Source organism: Paenibacillus sp. JT22N15 (genome assembly GCF_059383755.1).
The window spans coordinates 117,205-135,449 of sequence record NZ_JBXENV010000001.1 but is presented as its reverse complement, the minus strand read 5'-3'; the positions used below and the strand labels follow the sequence as shown (position 1 = coordinate 135,449).

17 protein-coding genes are annotated in these 18,245 nt (G+C 48.4%); all 17 read left to right on the top strand.

The annotated features are described in order from the left end of the window. Window positions 1-6: 6 nt before the first annotated feature. Window positions 7-453 carry a cytidine deaminase gene (gene cdd, locus AC50X8_RS00545; protein ID WP_056029315.1) on the top strand — a complete coding sequence of 149 codons (447 nt, stop codon included), beginning with the start codon at window positions 7-9 and terminating at the stop codon, window positions 451-453. Beyond that, complete coding sequence (gene era / locus AC50X8_RS00540; protein WP_056029311.1) at window positions 453-1,376, top strand: GTPase Era; 924 nt, start codon at window positions 453-455, stop codon at window positions 1,374-1,376. Before cdd ends, era begins: the two co-directional genes overlap by 1 nt. Before the next feature lie 106 nt (window positions 1,377-1,482). Next, entirely contained in the window at window positions 1,483-1,641 is a 159-nt protein-coding gene (locus AC50X8_RS00535) for a YqzL family protein (RefSeq protein WP_081418577.1), read from the top strand. A gap of 56 nt (window positions 1,642-1,697) precedes the next feature. Continuing rightward, window positions 1,698-2,444, top strand: a complete 747-nt coding sequence (gene recO, locus AC50X8_RS00530; protein WP_056029308.1) for a DNA repair protein RecO — start codon at window positions 1,698-1,700, stop codon at window positions 2,442-2,444. 160 nt (window positions 2,445-2,604) lie between these two features. Next, window positions 2,605-4,143: an MDR family MFS transporter gene (locus AC50X8_RS00525; protein ID WP_494878081.1), complete on the top strand. Its 1,539-nt coding sequence runs from the start codon at window positions 2,605-2,607 to the stop codon at window positions 4,141-4,143. Between the two features lie 68 nt (window positions 4,144-4,211). Further along, window positions 4,212-4,511, top strand: coding sequence for a hypothetical protein (locus AC50X8_RS00520; RefSeq protein WP_494878079.1), 300 nt, complete (start codon window positions 4,212-4,214; stop codon window positions 4,509-4,511). 268 nt (window positions 4,512-4,779) lie between these two features. Then, window positions 4,780-5,637, top strand: coding sequence for an ABC transporter permease (locus tag AC50X8_RS00515; protein WP_442952511.1), 858 nt, complete (start codon window positions 4,780-4,782; stop codon window positions 5,635-5,637). 40 nt (window positions 5,638-5,677) lie between these two features. Continuing rightward, window positions 5,678-6,559 carry a carbohydrate ABC transporter permease gene (locus AC50X8_RS00510; protein ID WP_056029300.1) on the top strand — a complete coding sequence of 294 codons (882 nt, stop codon included), beginning with the start codon at window positions 5,678-5,680 and terminating at the stop codon, window positions 6,557-6,559. Between the two features lie 43 nt (window positions 6,560-6,602). Continuing rightward, window positions 6,603-8,216, top strand: a complete 1,614-nt coding sequence (locus AC50X8_RS00505) for an extracellular solute-binding protein (protein WP_056029297.1) — start codon at window positions 6,603-6,605, stop codon at window positions 8,214-8,216. Between the two features lie 75 nt (window positions 8,217-8,291). Beyond that, on the top strand, window positions 8,292-9,266 hold the full coding sequence (locus tag AC50X8_RS00500) for a LacI family DNA-binding transcriptional regulator (protein WP_494878076.1): 975 nt from the start codon (window positions 8,292-8,294) through the stop codon (window positions 9,264-9,266). Between the two features lie 129 nt (window positions 9,267-9,395). Beyond that, on the top strand, window positions 9,396-10,424 hold the full coding sequence (locus AC50X8_RS00495) for a pectinesterase family protein (protein WP_494878074.1): 1,029 nt from the start codon (window positions 9,396-9,398) through the stop codon (window positions 10,422-10,424). A 390-nt stretch (window positions 10,425-10,814) separates the two neighbouring features. Beyond that, window positions 10,815-11,696, top strand: a complete 882-nt coding sequence (gene glyQ / locus AC50X8_RS00490; RefSeq protein ID WP_494878071.1) for a glycine--tRNA ligase subunit alpha — start codon at window positions 10,815-10,817, stop codon at window positions 11,694-11,696. Then, window positions 11,696-13,780 carry a glycine--tRNA ligase subunit beta gene (gene glyS, locus AC50X8_RS00485; RefSeq protein ID WP_056029295.1) on the top strand — a complete coding sequence of 695 codons (2,085 nt, stop codon included), beginning with the start codon at window positions 11,696-11,698 and terminating at the stop codon, window positions 13,778-13,780. The genes glyQ and glyS overlap by 1 nt, the downstream gene beginning before the upstream one ends. 84 nt (window positions 13,781-13,864) lie before the next feature. Then, on the top strand, window positions 13,865-14,680 hold the full coding sequence (locus AC50X8_RS00480; protein ID WP_056029292.1) for a pyruvate, water dikinase regulatory protein: 816 nt from the start codon (window positions 13,865-13,867) through the stop codon (window positions 14,678-14,680). Window positions 14,681-14,716: 36 nt separating this feature from the next. Next, entirely contained in the window at window positions 14,717-15,187 is a 471-nt protein-coding gene (locus AC50X8_RS00475; protein WP_081418575.1) for a YaiI/YqxD family protein, read from the top strand. Window positions 15,188-15,229: 42 nt separating this feature from the next. Beyond that, a complete protein-coding gene (gene dnaG, locus AC50X8_RS00470) occupies window positions 15,230-17,065 on the top strand; it encodes a DNA primase (RefSeq protein ID WP_056029286.1) in 1,836 nt (611 codons plus the stop codon). A gap of 34 nt (window positions 17,066-17,099) precedes the next feature. Then, the gene (gene rpoD / locus AC50X8_RS00465; RefSeq protein WP_046229898.1) at window positions 17,100-18,236 is read left to right on the top strand and encodes an RNA polymerase sigma factor RpoD; all 1,137 of its coding nucleotides are present in this window, start codon (window positions 17,100-17,102) and stop codon (window positions 18,234-18,236) included. The last annotated feature ends 9 nt before the right edge of the window (window positions 18,237-18,245 follow it).

Below are 18,245 nucleotides of genomic sequence, written 5' to 3'. Positions count from 1 at the left end.
CAATAAATGACAGTTACTTACGAAGGTTTGCAAGAAAATTATGCAGCTTTGCTTAATCAGGCAGGAGAGGCGATGATGCGGGCCTATACGCCTTATTCCAAGTTTAATGTCGGCGCTGCCCTGCTAGACAACGACGGGCATGTCCACTATGGCTGCAATGTCGAAAATGCTGCTTATGGTCCGGGCAACTGCGCGGAGCGCACTGCTATGTTCCGGGCGATTGCCGATGGCAAAAAGCCAGGACAATTTCAAGCGATTGCGGTTATTGGAAATACGGAAGAACCTATTACGCCATGCGGAATTTGCCGCCAGGTGCTCGTTGAGCTGCTTTACCCGGATACGCCAGTTATTATGGGCAATCTGCGGGGCAACTGGTCGATTTCGACCGTCTCTGACTTGCTGCCTGGAGCATTTACACCAATGGTATTGAAAAAGGGGCAAGCTGAAGCCTAATGAGTACACCTACAACTGACAACCGTACAAACGGCAAATTTCGTTCCGGCTTTGTAGCCATCATCGGCCGACCTAATGTGGGCAAGTCCACGCTGATGAATCACCTGATCGGGCAAAAAATTGCCATTATGTCGGACAAGCCCCAAACGACACGCAACAAAATTCATGGCGTATATACGAAAGACAATACACAAATTGTATTTTTGGACACGCCGGGCATTCACAAGCCGCAGTCCAAGCTTGGCGACTACATGATGAAAACCGCGCAAAGCGCGCTTCAAGAAGTCGAAGCTGCCCTGTTTCTTGTTGATGTAGCCGATGGCATTGGCGGCGGCGACCGTTTTATTATCGAGCAGCTTAAAAAGGTCAAGACGCCGATTTTTCTCGTGCTGAACAAAATCGACAAAATCGATCCAGAGCAGCTGCTGCCGATTATTACGCAATATAAAGATTTATATGATTTTGCGGAAATTATTCCAATTTCTGCACTTCAAGGAAATAACGTGGAAACCCTTATGGATCAGCTAATCCGTTATTTGCCTGAAGGACCGCAATATTACCCTGCCGATCAAATTACGGATCATCCGGAGCAGTTCGTTGTAACGGAGCTGGTGCGCGAGAAAATTTTGCATATGACGCGTGAGGAAATTCCGCATTCCATTGCGGTTGCGATTGAGGACATGAAGGTGCAGGAAAATGGCGTTGTCTACATTGGCTGTGTCATCTATGTCGAGCGCGACTCCCAGAAGGGTATTATTATTGGCAAGAAGGGTGCCTTGCTCAAGGAAGTTGGCAAGCTGGCACGCCGTGATATTGAAGCGCTTCTGGGCTCCCGTACGTTCCTTGAGCTGTGGGTCAAGGTCAAGAAGGACTGGCGCAACCAGGAAAGAGTGCTTAAAGACTTAGGCTTTAGAAACGACTAAAGGCCGCTTCTAATTTGACGTAAATTGCTAAGGATAACATTCATGCGATCAACGCAATCTAATACCGTCTGGAGCAGCATTTCCGAGGCGGAAAGGGTTGATACGATTGCGGAATTTTTCGTGGAAGTATTTTACATTGACCGGTGATGTGGAGTCTTATATGCTCTACAAGGAAATGGATCAGCTTGGAGAAGCGGATCATCCTAACTCAATGCTCGGTGATGACCAGGAATGGGCATCCGAGCTAGAAGAAGCTTCTCCTTAGTTCAGTGGGCGCGAAGCCTTCTGACTGTCTTAAGCCGGTCACGGGGGAGTTTCATTATGCTGTATCGTTTGGAAGGCATCGTTATTCGCAGCATGGATTATGGGGAAAATAATAAAATAATTAATGTGCTGACGAATACGAATGGCAAGGTAGGGATATTGATACGCGGCGCGAAGAAGGCTCGGAGCAGGCATGCTTCTCTCGCGCAGCCCTTTACATACGCGGAATTTACTTTTTTTCGCACTAGCGGACTTGGTACGCTGAATCATGGTGAAATTTTAGCGTCCAACCATCTGCTCCGCGAACAGCTGGAGCTGACTGCTTACGCTTCCTATGCGGCAGAATTAACGGATAGGGCAATGCAGGAGGAGGATACCAGCTCGTTTCTGTTCGAGCAGCTGAAGGCTTATTTAAGCGGCTTGGTGGAGGGGAAGGACCCGCAGATTGTGTCTCATCTTTATGAGATGAGAGTGCTGGATATGTCAGGGTATGCGCCTGTACTGGATCATTGTGTGGAATGCGGCGGTGAGGAGACTCCCTTCCGAATTAGTGCAGCCGCAGGCGGTGTATTATGCCGCCGATGCGGTCACAAAGACCCCCAAGGCATCGTATTGTCTGAAGCAGCGTATAAGCTGCTGCGATTGTTTGTCCGAATGGATTTGCGCAGGCTTGGTTCTATTCAAGTCAAGCCAGAAACGAAGCAAGAGCTTAAGAAGGTAATGCGTATGCTGATGGATCTGCATATTGGCATTCCGCTGAAGTCGCGCGGTTTTCTGGATCAGCTTGATAAATATAGCTTATAAAAAATGGCGTTCGGTCCCTGGACCGAGCGTTTATTCGTTCTCTCGTCCAATAGGACTCCAGGACGGGATTGTTTATAATAACAAAGCTGAGCAGCGCACGGCAATACACCACAACTAGAGCTTTTCAAGCATTTCACATCATTACAAGGGGGAATTTTTCATGTCTGCGGCTCAAAGTAGACTTGGCTTCGTCGTAGCGGGATTGCTGCTAGCTATCTTCGTTGCATCGATCGATAATACGATTGTATCAACGGCTATGGCAACGATTGTAAGCGATCTAGGCGGTATGGACAAATTTGTATGGGTCACTTCCGCTTATTTGGTAACAGAGATGGCGGGAATGCCGATTTTCGGCAAGCTGTCCGACATGTACGGAAGGAAACGTTTTTTTGTATTAGGCATTTTCTTGTTTTTGCTGGGATCGGTTTTATGCGGAACCGCAGAGTCGATCACACAGCTTAGTATTTACCGGGCTATTCAAGGTATCGGTGGCGGCGCCATGATGCCGATTGCCTTCACGATTGTTTTCGACGTATTTCCCGCTGAAAAACGCGGTAAAATGGGCGGCTTGTTTGGAGCCGTATTCGGTACGTCAAGCTTGTTCGGCCCGCTCGTTGGCGCATATTTTACCGATAATATTAACTGGCGCTGGATTTTTTATATTAATATTCCGTTCGGAATTGTAGCTATGTTGTTTATTTTATTGTTTTACAAGGAATCGATGGAACATTCCAAGCAGAAAATAGATTGGTGGGGAGCCGCAACACTGGTAGGCTCCATCGTCAGCTTAATGTTCGCTCTTGAGCTTGGCGGCAATGAATACGCTTGGGATTCTGCTCAAATTTTAGGGTTGTTCGCGATCTTCGCCATTTTGTTTATTATTTTCATATTTGTTGAACGCAAGGCGGCTGAGCCGATTATTTCGTTCAAAATGTTCCGTGTGCGCCTGTATGGCGCAAGTACGGGAGCTGCCCTATTTTATGGCGCAGCCTTTATTACTGCAGCTTTGTACATTCCGATTTTTGTGCAAGGGGTATACGGCGGTACGGCTACTAGCTCTGGCCTAATGCTGCTGCCTATGACATTAGGCTCGGTATTCGCAGCGCAAATGGGCGGTTTTCTCGCTAATAAAATGCCTTATCGCAACGTTATGGTGCTGTCCGCCATTATTTTTATTGCAGGCATTATGCTGCTCTCAACGATCAGTCCCGAAACGACCAAATGGACGCTTGCTTTCTTTATGTTCATTACGGGCTTTGGCATCGGCTTCTCGTTCTCAGTGCTCGGGATGTCTACCATCCACAGCTTCGATATGAGGCAGCGAGGGTCTGCTAATGCTACAATGTCGTTTATTCGTTCCTTCGGGATGACGGTCGGCATTACGGTGTTTGGGATTATTCAGCGCAATAGCTTCACGAATGGCATGAGCGATGCTTTTGCAGGCGGCAGTGGCGGCGCGGCGCTCCCTACTGAAAATGTCCGGCAAATTCTGACCCCTGAAAAACGGGAGTCGATTCCGGCAGAAGTGATGGATAAAATTATAAGCGCGCTGTCTCATTCGATTTCCACGACGTTTATGTGGTCCATAGTTCCAGCCGTGCTGGCGCTTGCTTGTGTCCTATGGATGGGCAATGCCTCGATGAAAGAACTAATTGAGCGGGAACGGATGCAGGCAGGAAAATTGGCGAAGGGGAAATAAGGTATAACAGGGATAGTGAGCAGGGGGAAGGGAGCAGGCCTTGGGTCTGCTCCTTTTTTATTGTAAAAATGGAGGTATCGGCACTTTTATGCGGCAACAATTCAGCAGGGTTTTCGCAGCTGCAATACAATGCAAACCAAATGGGCAGCGGCAGCGACATTTATTCAGAACGCAATTATTTTTACAAAACGAATCAAAGCAATCGGGTTGGTCTAGTCAGCTCGTCAGATGCTTACACGTTCTATGAGCGCAACAACTATTACAATCAGACGACCGGAACATCGGCTACTGGAGCTGCATTCCCATCCTCGCTGCCGTACCCTTCAAATGCTGAAACCGAGTGCTGGCGCGGCTTTTTAAAATTTTAAATCGTTTTCATTGCCAAAACGAAAATAAACTGCTAGAATGATAAAAACGTAATGAAAACGCATACATTTATTCATTAATTACAACGTTGTAAATTTAAATGAAGGGGGATGATGAGTAGTAAAATGGCCTGTTGATCGTTGATTGGAGTCAGCGTCATATTCAATTTTTCAAACGTTGTAAATTTAAATCTGAAGGGAGTGGATTTCATTGAATAGCCGCACTGCGACTCTGATTAGGCTAGTCAAACGGGACAAATATTTACTACTCATGTTTTCCCCTATTTTTATTTATTATTTGGTCATTATGTATTTTCCAATGCCGGGCGTCATTATGGCTTTCAAAAACTTTACGCCGGGAAAGGGCATCTTCAGTGGGGATTGGGTCGGGTTAAAATGGTTCATCCAATTTTATGACTCGATTTACTTTTGGAGGCTGCTCCGCAACACCTTTTTGCTCGCTTTTCTGCCGCTGCTGTTCGGCTTTCCAATTCCGATTTTATTCGCCATTTGCGTAGTGGAAATTAAAAATAGGGCATTCAAGCGCTTCGCCCAAACGATTACGTATTTGCCGCATTTTATTTCAACCGTTGTCATTGCCGGCATGCTGATCAACTTCCTGTCGCCGACGGATGGCATCGTCAACATTTTGCTAGAGAAGATAGGACTTGAACCGATTAATTTCATGATGGAGCCGGGATGGTTCCGAACGATCTTCACCAGCTCAGACATTTGGCAAAGCTTCGGCTTCAGCTCAATTATCTACATTGCAGCTATCATGAGCATTGATCCGGAAATGTATGATTCAGGAAAAATCGATGGGGTCAATAAATTTCAGGAGTTATGGCATTTAACGCTTCCAAGCATTAAGCCTACGATTATTATTTTGCTGCTGCTGTCGCTTGGCGGCATTATGAGCGTAGGTTTCGAGAAAGTTTACCTGCTCTATAACGCAGCAACTTATGAAACAGGAGATGTGCTTTCCACCTATGTGTACCGGATGGGCATCATCGGACAAAACTACAGCTTTGCGACAGCCATTGGCGTATTTAATTCCATCATCACTTTTATTCTCGTGTTTGCGGCGAACCAATTGACGCGTCGGGCAACGAACATGTCGCTATGGTAACAGAGCGCGCCTTAACAAGTCGCTGGAAAAGGAGTCTGGCATGAAAAAATCTAAGACAGATCTGATTTATTATAGCCTGGTGTATTTCATCACTTGTGTGGCTATTCTCGTAACCTTATATCCTTTCCTTTATGTCGTCAGCGTGTCGTTCAGCTCCGTCAGCGCGATTGACAAGCAGCAGGTGTTTTTATATCCAGTCGATTTCACGATTTCGGGGTATAAAATGGTGCTTCAGTACAAGGAGCTGTGGGTTTCCTTTTACAATACGGTATGGTACACCGTTGTCGGAACGACGCTGAACATTGTCGCCACCTGCCTCGCCGCTTTCCCTTTGTCCAGAGCGCATTTTTTCCTTAGACGCAAGCTGAATTTCTTCATTGCGTTTACGATGTATTTTTCCGGCGGATTAATTCCGCTTTACATGCTGCTGACGACACTTGGCCTCTATAACACGAGATGGGTCATGGTGGTACCAGTGCTGGTCATTACGTTTAACGTCATGATTTGCCGCTCGGCGTTTGAAGGCATTCCGAAGGAAATTTTCGAGAGCGCCTCCATCGATGGAGCGAATGATATTACGATGCTGTTCCGGCTCGCCGTGCCGATCGTCAAGCCGACGCTTGCAGTGCTCACCTTGTATTACGCGGTGTTTCACTGGAACAATTTTTTCTCGGCACTGCTTTATTTAGGCAATCAGGAGCTGCAGCCGCTGCAAATTTTTCTGCGAAGGGTGCTCATTATGGCATCTCCGGAAATTATGCAGCGTATGGGCGGGGCCACGTCGACTGGAGCGCTTGCCGTCTCTTCACTGCAGGTCAGATATGTATCCATCGTCGTCAGCATTTTGCCCATTATTATGATTTATCCCTTTATCCAGCGTTATTTCGTTAAAGGCATTACGCTGGGCGCAGTGAAAGGCTAACACCGCTTGTAAACTTGGCTTTTATTATGGGAGGGAACGTTCAATGGCACAACAGTTAAAAGGGGCAAAAAAAGCATTATCGGTTATCATTTTGGCAACGGCAGTAGCAGGATGCAGCAACAGTGGAGCACCGGCAGCTACAGATGGAAATGCTGCACCAGCAGCAAGCGCAGCAGCGGAAACGGGGCCAGCCTACAACGGCTCGGGGCCGATTACCGACCAGCCTAATCAGGAGCTGACCTTCCTCGGAACGAATGCCTGGACGACGAATGTGGATCTGGCATCGGCTGAAATCGTCAAGCAAATTGAGAAAAATGCCAATGTGAAAGTGAATTGGGAGCTGCTGCCTCCGCAAAACTACCCGGATGCGGTAGGGCCTCGCCTCGCGGCGGGCATGGATTTGCCTGATATCGTTTATTTGCCGGATACGGATCAGACGATGAAATATTTAAATAGCGGACTGTTTATACCGCTTGATGAGCTGTATGAGAAATATGGCGTCAATTTGAAAAAACTTTATGAAAAATCGCCCGATATTAAAGCCAGTCTGACGACTCCAGATGGTAAAATGTATTATATTCCCCAGCAGACGCTGACGAAAAATTACATGCCGGAGTTTATGGTGAATGAAAGATGGCTCAAAAAGCTAGGCCTTCAAGAGCCGACCACACTCGACGAATTTACGGAAATGCTGAAAAAATTCAAAACGGACGACCCGAACGGCAACGGCAAGCAGGATGAAATACCAATGTCGATGGACCCTAAATTTATACCGATGGCTTTTGGCCCGGTGTTCGGCATGGATTTGTCGAGCAACTTTTACGCAGATGACAGCGGCAAAGTCCATTATGGTTACTATGAGCCGGTCTACAAGGAGTATTTGGCTTACCTGAATGGCTTGTATAACGACGGTTTGCTGGGCGTAGATTTCGCCAGTACAACAGCGGATCAAGTGACCTCGAGATTTTCGCAAAATATAACAGGCGCGACGTTCAACTTCAGCTGGTATACGTCGATGGTGTACAGCCCGCTGTTCGCGGACTACAACCCGGAGGAGCCGCTTATCCAAGGCATTTTGCCGCTGAAAGGGCCGCATGGCGACCAGTTCTACGTGGGCCGCACGCCGGTAAGCCGAATTTTCGGTATTTCCAAAAATGCTAAAAACCCTGAGCTGGCCTTCAAGTTTCTAGACTATGCTATTGGGGAAGAAGCGCAAACCTACTACACTTGGGGCATTGAAGGTGTAACGTACGAAGAGAAGGACGGCAAGAAGCAGTTCACCGAGAAGGGCAAGGACAATGACTTCATTCAAAAATATGGTATTGGCCCAGTCAACCTGCCTAGCGCGCAATCGACGGATTCTGCGGATGCAATCGTAGCGCCATGGCATGAGAAGCGGGATAAGGAGCTTGAGCAATATATCCGTCCTCCATTCCCTAATGTATATGCGCTGCCAGAGGAAGCAAGCGTCGAAAACATGTCGATGCCGGACATCCAAACGTATGTAGATGAGATGAATTTGAAATTCATTACAGGAAAAGAAAGTCTTGATCAATTCGATGCTTATATTGCAAACTTAAAAAATATGAATATTGAACAAATCATTGCGGGCAGGCAGGCTCAGTATGACCGATACTTGGCTGCCTCGAAATCCTAGTTTCTATAGCATAAAGCATATAGAATAGGGCATGAGGAACCGCAAGCGGTTGACGGGAAAGGCGTGGGCTCAGAAATGGTTACAATTAAGGACATCGCCAAGCTTGCAGGAGTAAGCTACAGCACAGTTTCCAAGGCATTGAACAATGATCCGCTAATTAAACCGGCTACAAGACAGAAAGTGCTGGAAATCGCGGAAAAATATCAATACCGAAAAAATATTATGGCGCAGCAGCTTTCTTCGGGCAAAAGCAATATTATTGGCTTTGTTCTGGATGAACTCAGCAACCCGCTCTTTTCCAACATATCGAAAAATTTGCATAGCGAGCTGAAAAGCCGCGGTTATCAAATGATTTTGGTCATAGCGGGCGATGGGGTAGACATTTTCAGCCAGCTTCGAGTGGATGGCTGCATTTTCTGGGAGTATATGCTGGATGATCGGGAGGCGTTCTGGAAGCTCGTCTCCTCGATGCCGATGCCATGCTTCGTACTCGGTGCGGATGAGAACCCCAATTCGCCTTATATTAAAATCGACCGCAAAGAAGGCATCTTCAAAGCGGTCGAGCATTTGAAAGCGCATGGCCATGAGCGCATTGGCTTTATCGGCAATTCCCAGAACATTAAAATTGAAGGCTATATGGAGGCGCTGCAGCGGACGGGATTGGAATTTTGCGAAGGCAGCGTGCTTCCGGCTTATTCCTCTTGGGAAGACGGGTATTTTGCCGTACGCAACTACACATTTACGAGCAGCTCGCCAACCGCCTTCATCGGCCTCAACAACTTGGTTACACGAGGGGCGCTGCGTGCTTTCATTGAAGCGGGCTTCCAAGTGCCGCAGGATATCTCGTTAATCGGTTACGATGATTTGCCGGATATGCAGTATGCCGAGGTCGCATTGACGACGATCGGCCCGCCGCTCGGCGAGCTGGCTGTTCAGGCGGCTGAGCTGATCGTTGCGCTGATACGGGGTGAAGATGCTAAATATCCGGTTGTCATCCAGCCGAAGCTGTATTTGCGGAATTCGGTAGCGATTTGCAAGGAGCGAATTTAGATTGAAGGAGGACTTTGCGATGCAACAGACAAAGAAGCTTGCCTGGGCGCTGCGGACAGCGGAAGCGATTTTTCAGGAGACGGACGAGAGCAGGCATCATGCTTTTCCGTTGGAGGTGTAGCGGCTAGAATGAAAGCAGAAGAAAACAAGGTTGTCTCTATTGTAGTAGCCGCTGACGGAAGCGGCGATTTTACATCCATTCAAGCAGCTGTTGATACTGTTCCAGCAACGAATGAGGAGCGGGTCATCATTTATATTCGCAATGGGTTTTATTATGAGAAGCTTCATATCGAAAAGCCAATGATCAGCTTAATAGGAGAAAGTGCCAAGGAGACGATCATCAGCTTTGACGACCATGCCACAAAAGCATTTCCGGACGGCGAGCTCTATCATACGTTTTATTCGTATACCGTGTTCGTTGGAGCGGATGATTTTATAGGAGAAAATATGACGTTTATCAATACGGCAGGTCCTGGGGAAAAGGTGGGCCAAGCGCTGGCGCTTTACGCTGATGGCGATCGCGCCAGCTTCCGCAATTGCCGTTTAATTGGCCATCAGGATACGCTATTTACGGGGCCGCTGCCGGAAGTTCCTATTGACCGCAGTTTTTTTGGCGGTCCAAGGGAAGGCGCTCCAAGAAAGCAGTCCCGGCAATATTACGAGAACTGTTATATAGAAGGCGATGTTGATTTTATTTTCGGCTCGGCTACGGTACTGTTCAACTACTGCGATATTTTTGCCAAAAATCGCGGCGCTGCTGAGCCGGATGCCATTAACGGATGGATTGCTGCTGCATCTACCCCAGAGCATGCGCCTCACGGATATGTATTCAATGAATGCCGCTTGATAGGCGATGCTCCAGCAGGAAGCGTATATTTAGGCAGGCCATGGCGCAATCATGCCAAAACGATTTTTATCCGCTGCTGGATGGGCGAGCATATTGCTCCTGCCGGATGGGATGATTGGAACAAGCCTGAAGCCCACCCTACCGTTCATTATGGGGAATATGCAAGTACAGGGCCGGGCGGCTCCAGCGACAAGCGAATTAGCTGGTCGCAGCAGCTTACAGCCGATCAGGCAGCTGATTATTCTCTAACTCAGATTTTGGCTGGCGCTGATGGCTGGTCTCCGCTTCAAAGGGAACGGGCGATGGAATAGACGGCTTTCTGCCGTCAGGTTTGACAATTGCACGCAATTTGTTTATGATAAACAGATATAAATATCGGACAATGATGGAGAAAGTAGTTGTGATGGTTACAGCTTTAGCGATTCGGGGATAGTGGGAGCCCGAAGCGGACCAGCAGCGAAAGGGCACTCCGGAGTCGCGTTTAAGAAAGCGGGTTTTCTTGCGCAGCAAGTAGAGAAGAACTAGTGTACGATTAACTGGTTATTGTTGCTGCATCCAAGAAAGCCAAGTAGGGTGGAACCGCGGGAGATCAGCTCTCGTCCCTATGTCTGGCGGCAGACGTAGAGGCGAGAGTTTTTGCGTTCCCTTGAGACTGCCGCCGCTGGTGAAATTGCAAAAGCAAAAAAAGGAGCGGAAAAGGTATGAACTTTCAAAGCATGATATTAACGCTGCAGCAGTTCTGGGCCGAGCAAAATTGTATTTTGGTGCAGCCTTACGATGTAGAGAAAGGCGCAGGCACGATGAATCCTATGACGTTTTTACGCTCCATTGGGCCTGAGCCTTGGAATGTAGCTTATGTGGAGCCTTCTCGACGTCCGAACGATGGCCGTTATGGTGAAAATCCGAACAGGCTGTATCAGCATCACCAGTTTCAAGTTATTTTGAAGCCGTCGCCAGACAATATTCAAGAGCTTTATTTGGAGAGCCTTACTCGCCTTGGCATTGATCCGAAAGATCATGATATCCGCTTCGTTGAGGACAACTGGGAAGCGCCGACGCTTGGCGCATGGGGACTTGGCTGGGAAGTATGGCTCGATGGCATGGAAATTACGCAGTTTACTTATTTCCAGCAGGTGGGTGGCCTTGATGCAAGTCCGGTAGCCGTGGAAATTACATACGGCATGGAGCGTCTTGCTTCCTATATTCAGGACAAAGAAAATGTGTTTGATCTCGAATGGGTTGACGGCGTAACGTACGGCGATGTGTTCAAGCAGCCGGAATATGAGCATTCCAAATATACGTTTGAGACTTCGGATATAGCGATGCTGTTCTCATTATTTAATATGTACGAAGAGGAAGCTAAGAAGACGATGGAGCATAATCTCGTGTTCCCGGCCTATGACTATGTGCTGAAATGCTCGCATGCGTTCAATCAGCTGGATGCGCGCGGCGCCATCAGCGTGACGGAACGGACAGGCTACATTATGCGCGTGAGAAATTTGGCACGTCAAGTGGCTGCGACTTATTTGGAAGAGCGCGAGCGCCTGGGATTCCCGATGCTGAAAGAAAGGAGCGAGGCGTAATGGCTAAAGATTTATTGCTGGAAATCGGTTTGGAGGAAGTTCCTGCAAGATTTGTAAGAGGGGCTATGAATCAGCTTAAGGAGAAGCTGGTAAAATGGCTTGCGGAATCGCGTATCGCTCATCAAGATGTACAAGCATATGCTACGCCGCGCAGACTTGCTGTTCTGGTGCAAGGTGTTGAAGAGAAGCAGGCGGATGTTAATGAGCAGGTAAAAGGCCCTTCCCGCAAAATTGCCCAGGATGACCAGGGCAACTGGAGCAAAGCGGCGCTTGGCTTTGCACGCAGTCAAGGCGCGGAGCCGGAGCAGCTTTATTTTCAGGAGCTGGCAGGGGTAGAATATGTATATGCGAACAAAAGCAGCATCGGTATCGATACGGCTGCTGTATTGTCCGAAGGCTTGACGAATTTAATTACCTCCATGTCGTTTCCGAAAAATATGCGTTGGGGAAGCTACGATTTGAAGTTCATTCGGCCGATAAAATGGTTATTGGCTCTTTATGGCCAAGATGTTGTACCCTTTGAAATTACAGGCGTGCGCAGCGGCAACAGCAGCAGAGGACATCGTTTCCTCGGCGCAGAGACGACTGTGACAGAGCCTGCGGTGTACAAAGAACGTTTGCGCGAGCAGCATGTCATCGTCGATGTAGAAGAGCGGGAACAAATTATCGTCGCTCAAATTGAGCAGCTGGCGAAGGAGCAAAACTGGGAGATTGCCATCAATCAGGATTTGCTGGAGGAAGTGCTCTTCCTTGTGGAAATTCCGAATGTGCTTTACGGTACATTTGATCCCGAATTCCTCAACATTCCGCAGGATGTGCTCATTACGTCGATGCGTGAGCATCAGCGGTATTTCCCGGTGCTGGATGGCAAAGGACAGCTTCTCCCTTATTTTGTAACGGTGCGCAACGGCGACCGGAACAAAATTGACGTTGTAGCAAAAGGCAATGAAAAGGTGCTTCGCGCCCGTCTTTCTGATGCGAAGTTCTTTTATGAAGAGGATCAGAAGCTGGCCATTGGCGACGCGCTTGCCAAGCTTGAAAACATCGTATATCACGAGGAGCTAGGAACGGTTGCTAATAAAGTAGGCCGTATCAGAGCTTTGGCTGATTTGCTTGCAGCAAAATTGCAGGTGGATGCGGGTACCGCAGCGCATATTAGCCGGACGGCGGATATTTGCAAGTTCGACCTCGTTACCCAAATGGTCGGCGAGTTTCCAGAGCTGCAGGGCATTATGGGTGAGGATTATGCTCGGAAAGCAGGCGAGAACGAGACAGTTGCAGCTGCCATTAATGAGCATTACCAGCCGCGCTTTGCTGGAGATCGTGCACCGGCCTCGATAACTGGCGCCGTTGTAAGCCTTGCGGATAAATTGGATACGATTGTTGGCTGCTTCTCCATCGGCATTATTCCTACAGGATCCCAGGATCCTTACGCTCTTCGCCGTCAAGCGGCTGGCGTCGTGCAAATTATTTTGGCACAGCGTTTGAATTTGCAGCTTAGCGACTTGTTTGATGCGGCGCTTGAGGTTCATGAGGCTAGAGGCATGAAGCGCAGTGCAGATGAAGTACGCAAGGATTTAACGGAATTTTTGGCGCTTCGTGTGAAAAACGTGCTGTCCGAGCAAGCGATTCGTTATGACGTTGTAGATGCTGTAATGGGTGCAGGCTTTAACAATCTGCTCTTGACAGTGGAGCGCGCAGCTCTGTTGAATGCGCAAGCCTCAGGCGAGGACCGCGCAGCATTCAAGCTGATTGTGGATGCTTTCAATCGCGTCAGCAATTTGGCCGCCAAAGCAACGACTAAAGTTGTAGACGAAGCTTTGTTTGCAGAACCAGCGGAATCCGCGCTGTATAAGGAGTGGCAGGCGGTTCATGCATCGTTCCAGCAAGCAGTTGCCGGAGGGGAAATTGCCGACGCTGCAGCTAAGCTAGCTGCGCTGAAAGCGCCGATTAATACGTATTTCGATGCGGTTATGGTTATGGCGGAAGATGAGAAGGTACGCGCTAACCGTTTGGCGACCCTCTCTTTAATTGCAGAAGATATAGCGGTTGTGGCGGATTATTCGAAGCTCGTCTGGTCATAAGCGGGCGCAGAGAATAACCGGAGCAATCAATGAATCGTTCATCTTCGAAATAACTTCTAACTAAGAAGGGGAGGATGATAAAACATGACAAAACCGATGACAGATGTCATTATTTATGTCGTATCGGATGCAGCTGGCGATACGGGCGAACTCGTGGTAAGAGCCGCCGTCGCCCAGTTTCATCCGATTCAGACGGATATTCGCAGAGCGCCCTTCATTACGGATGTAGCGGGGCTTGAACGGGTAGTCCGTCAGGCTCAGGAAGCTGGCGCAATTGTGTTGTTTACGCTCGTCATCCCGCATTTGCGCGAGGCGATGGGCAGGCTGGCAGAACAGTATGACACGGTGTCAATAGATCTGCTCGGCCCGCTTATCCAAAGTCTTGAAGTGAAGACGGGACAACAATCACGGCAAGAGCCGGGACTGAACCATGTGCTGGATGAAAACTACTTCCGCAAAGTGGATGCTGTTGAATTTGCTGTGCGTTACGATGATGCGAAAGATCCTTCGGGTGTGCTGAAGGCCGATATTGTGCTCATTGGCGTATCCCGGACATCTAAGACGCCGCTATCGATGTATTTGGCCCATCAGAAATACAAGGTGGCGAACATCCCGCTCGTGCCGGAGCTCAAGCCGCCCGCAGAGCTGTTTAATGTTCCGAAGGCGAAAATTGTGGGGTTGACGATTGGCGTGCCCTATTTGAACATTATTCGCAAAGAACGGCTCAAGGCGCTTGGGCTGCCGAACAGTGCATCATACGCGGCGACGGATCGCATCGAGAAGGAGCTGCTTTATGCGGAATCCATCATGAAGCAGCTGGGCTGTGTCATTATTGATGTATCCCATCGTGCGGTCGAAGAAACAGCAAGCTTGATTATGGAGCATATTCGCTTCACCTAAGCGATATTCTAGAGAAGAAACGAGCGGTGATTCGTTATTCCTATAACAAAGCCTACTATTATCGTTGATGGCGATGCTTGTCCTGTCAAAGCGGAAATTAAGCAAATTGCCCGAAGCTTCTCGCTGCCTGTGCTGATGGTCTCCTCCTATGATCACCACCTTGAAGCCGAAGATGGCGTTTCAGTTATACAGGTGGAGGCTGGGAAAGATTCCGTAGACATGTATATCGTCAATCATTTGCTGAAAGGCGATGTCGTTGTTACACAGGATTTCGGTCTCGCTTGTATTGCGCTTGGCAAGGGGGCGCTTGTCCTTTCGCCGCGCGGCGAGCAATATACGGATGACAACATCGATTATTTGATGGAGCGCCGCCATGAACAAGCTAAACGCAGGCGCAGCGGCGGTAAATCCAAGGGCCCGAAAGCTATGACAACGGAAGATCGAGATCGATTTCAACAAAAGATGACAAAAGTTTTGCAAAGCGAGCAGGAGAAACATGACATTTAGCGAATATTATTTACGTGTTACTTAGGATGAAGGTGATGAACGATGACATACGGTAATAAAATACCGGAGGAGGTCATAGATGCGGTACGCCGTCATTATGACATCGTAGAGACAGTCGGGAAGTATGTTCATCTCACGAAGCACGGCAAATATATGAAAGGGTTATGCCCTTTCCACTCTGAGAAGACCCCATCGTTTACGGTCACGCCAGAGCTGCAAATTTTCCATTGTTACGGTTGCGGTAAGACCGGACATGTCATACGATTCGTGGAAGAGATCGAAGGCTACTCTTTTCCAGAGGCGGTCAGAGTGCTCGCTGAGGAAGCAGGAATGCCTGTAACCTGGACGGGCGCCGAGGGCGGTCAGCGCGAAGAAGTTGACTTAGACCGCTTAGCCATTATTGAAGCTCATCAGTTGACAGCGAAATTGTATAACTATCTATTGAATAATACACAGCATGGCAAAATCGCTAAAGACTATTTGCTTGATAGAGGTCTCAGGGAAAAGCAGATCGACCATTTTATGATAGGGTATGCGCCGGACCAATGGGACACGCTTAACCGATTTTTAACCGCAAGAAATTTTGACCCAGTTTTAATGGAAAAGGGCGGTTTGTTATCGGCTAAAAATGACGGCAGCGGTCATGTCGACCGTTTCAGGAGCCGCATCATGTTTCCGATATGGGATCGTGATGGCAAGGTGATCGCTTTCGGCGGAAGGGTAATCGGTGACGGTCAGCCTAAATATTTGAATTCCCCGGAGACGATGCTGTTCACGAAGAGCCGAGTTTTTTACAATCTGCACCATGCAAGACCAGCTATTCGCAAGAGCAAACAGGTTGTTCTGTTTGAAGGGTATATGGATGTTATAAAATCCTGGAGTGCAGGCGTAAATAATGGTGTTGCCACGATGGGTACAGCATTGACTGAGGAGCATTGTGCCATACTCGGAAGGCAGGCGGAGGAGATTATCCTGTGCTATGACGGCGATGATGCCGGACAAGCAGCTGCTTTGAAATCCATTCCGATGCTCGAGAAGGCCAAGCTTAGAGTCAGAGTATCTATTTTGCCGAAGGGCAAGGATCCCGATGAGTATATTGAGGAATACGGCCCGGATACGTTCCTTAGGGAAGCAATCGACGGAGCGGCAACCACTACAAAATTTAAGCTTATATATTCAAGGAAAAACCATATACTGCTAACAGAAGAGGGCCGGAAAAACTATTTGCTCGAAGCGGCTGGCATTGTTGCAGATCTTGATTCCGCTATTGAACGCGAGGTTTACTTACAGGAGTTGTCCCGCGAGTTTAATTTCCCACTTGACGTTTTGAAGCAGGACTGCCAAGCTAAAGTGCTGGAGCTGCAAAAAAAGAAGCCGCAAGGGGATAATAACGATAATTCGTGGAATAATGGTAGGAATGAAAATCGCCGTAGTTCGGGCCCTCCATCCTTGCTGCCCGCATACATCAAGGCGGAACGGCGTCTGCTCCATGTCATGATGCGTGACCGGGAAGCGGCGCTCGCGGTGCACGACAGGCTTGGCGAAGCGTTCAATGTGGAGGATCATGCAGCGCTTGCTGCTTATTTGTACGCATTTTATGCGCAGGATCATGATCCAGATGTCGGACGCTTTATTGGTTCGCTTCAGGATGAACGCCTGGAGAGAGCAGCGGCAGCCATTTCAATGATGGAAGATGTTCCTTTTGACGAGGACATATTAGCCGCTGATATCGAGGATATTAGCAAGGTGCCCGCATTTAGGGAACTTGAGCTTAAGAAGGAAGAAGCGGTACAGGCAGAACGTGCCGGGGATTATATGTTAGCCGCGCAAATGCACACTGAGATTAATGCCCTAGAGAGACAGCTTAAAGGACGATAGAGGCCTGGGTTTCTAGGGAGGAGGGAGTCGGAATATGGCGAATGATCAGCATACTGGATTGGAAGCTGAACAAAAGCTGGATCAGGTCAAGGACCAGCTGATTGAACAGGGTAAGAAGAGATCCTCCCTAACTTATAAAGAGATTATGGAGAAATTGTCGCCTTTCGACCAGGATCCGGAGCAGATAGACGAGTTTTTCGAGCAACTGGATGATCAAGGGATTGAGGTTCTCAACGAAAATGATGAGGAGCGTCATAATCCGCTTGATAATCGTGGAGAAGAGCAGGAAAGAGAACAGGACGACTTTAATTTTGATGATGATTTGGCGCTTCCGCCAGGCATTAAAATTAATGACCCTGTCCGTATGTACTTGAAAGAAATCGGACGTGTGCCGCTGCTTTCTGCTGACGACGAAATTGAACTCGCACGCAGAATCGAGAATGGCGACGAGGAAGCTAAGCGCAGACTGGCTGAAGCGAATCTACGTCTCGTGGTCAGTATTGCCAAGCGTTATGTAGGACGCGGCATGCTGTTCCTTGACTTGATTCAAGAGGGCAATATGGGTCTGATTAAAGCGGTTGAGAAGTTTGACCACTTGAAGGGCTTTAAATTCAGTACGTATGCGACATGGTGGATTCGCCAAGCGATTACACGGGCGATTGCCGATCAGGCGCGGACGATTCGGATTCCAGTCCATATGGTGGAAACGATCAACAAGCTGATCCGTGTATCTCGTCAATTGCTGCAAGAGCTGGGCCGCGAGCCATCACCGGAAGAAATTGCTGCCGAGATGGAGCTGAGCACGGAAAAAGTTCGGGAAATTATGAAGATCGCACAGGAGCCTGTATCGCTTGAGACGCCGATTGGTGAAGAGGACGATTCGCATCTTGGTGATTTCATTGAAGATCAGGAGGCGCTTGCTCCTGCGGATGCAGCTGCTTATGAGCTGCTGAAGGAACAGCTTGAGGATGTGCTCGATACGCTTACCGAGCGTGAAGAGAACGTATTGCGTCTGCGTTTCGGTCTTGATGACGGACGTACAAGAACGCTGGAAGAAGTAGGCAAGGTGTTTGGCGTAACGCGTGAGCGGATACGGCAAATTGAGGCGAAGGCTCTGCGCAAATTGCGTCATCCGAGCCGCAGCAAACGCTTGAAGGATTTTCTCGAATAAATCGTGTCT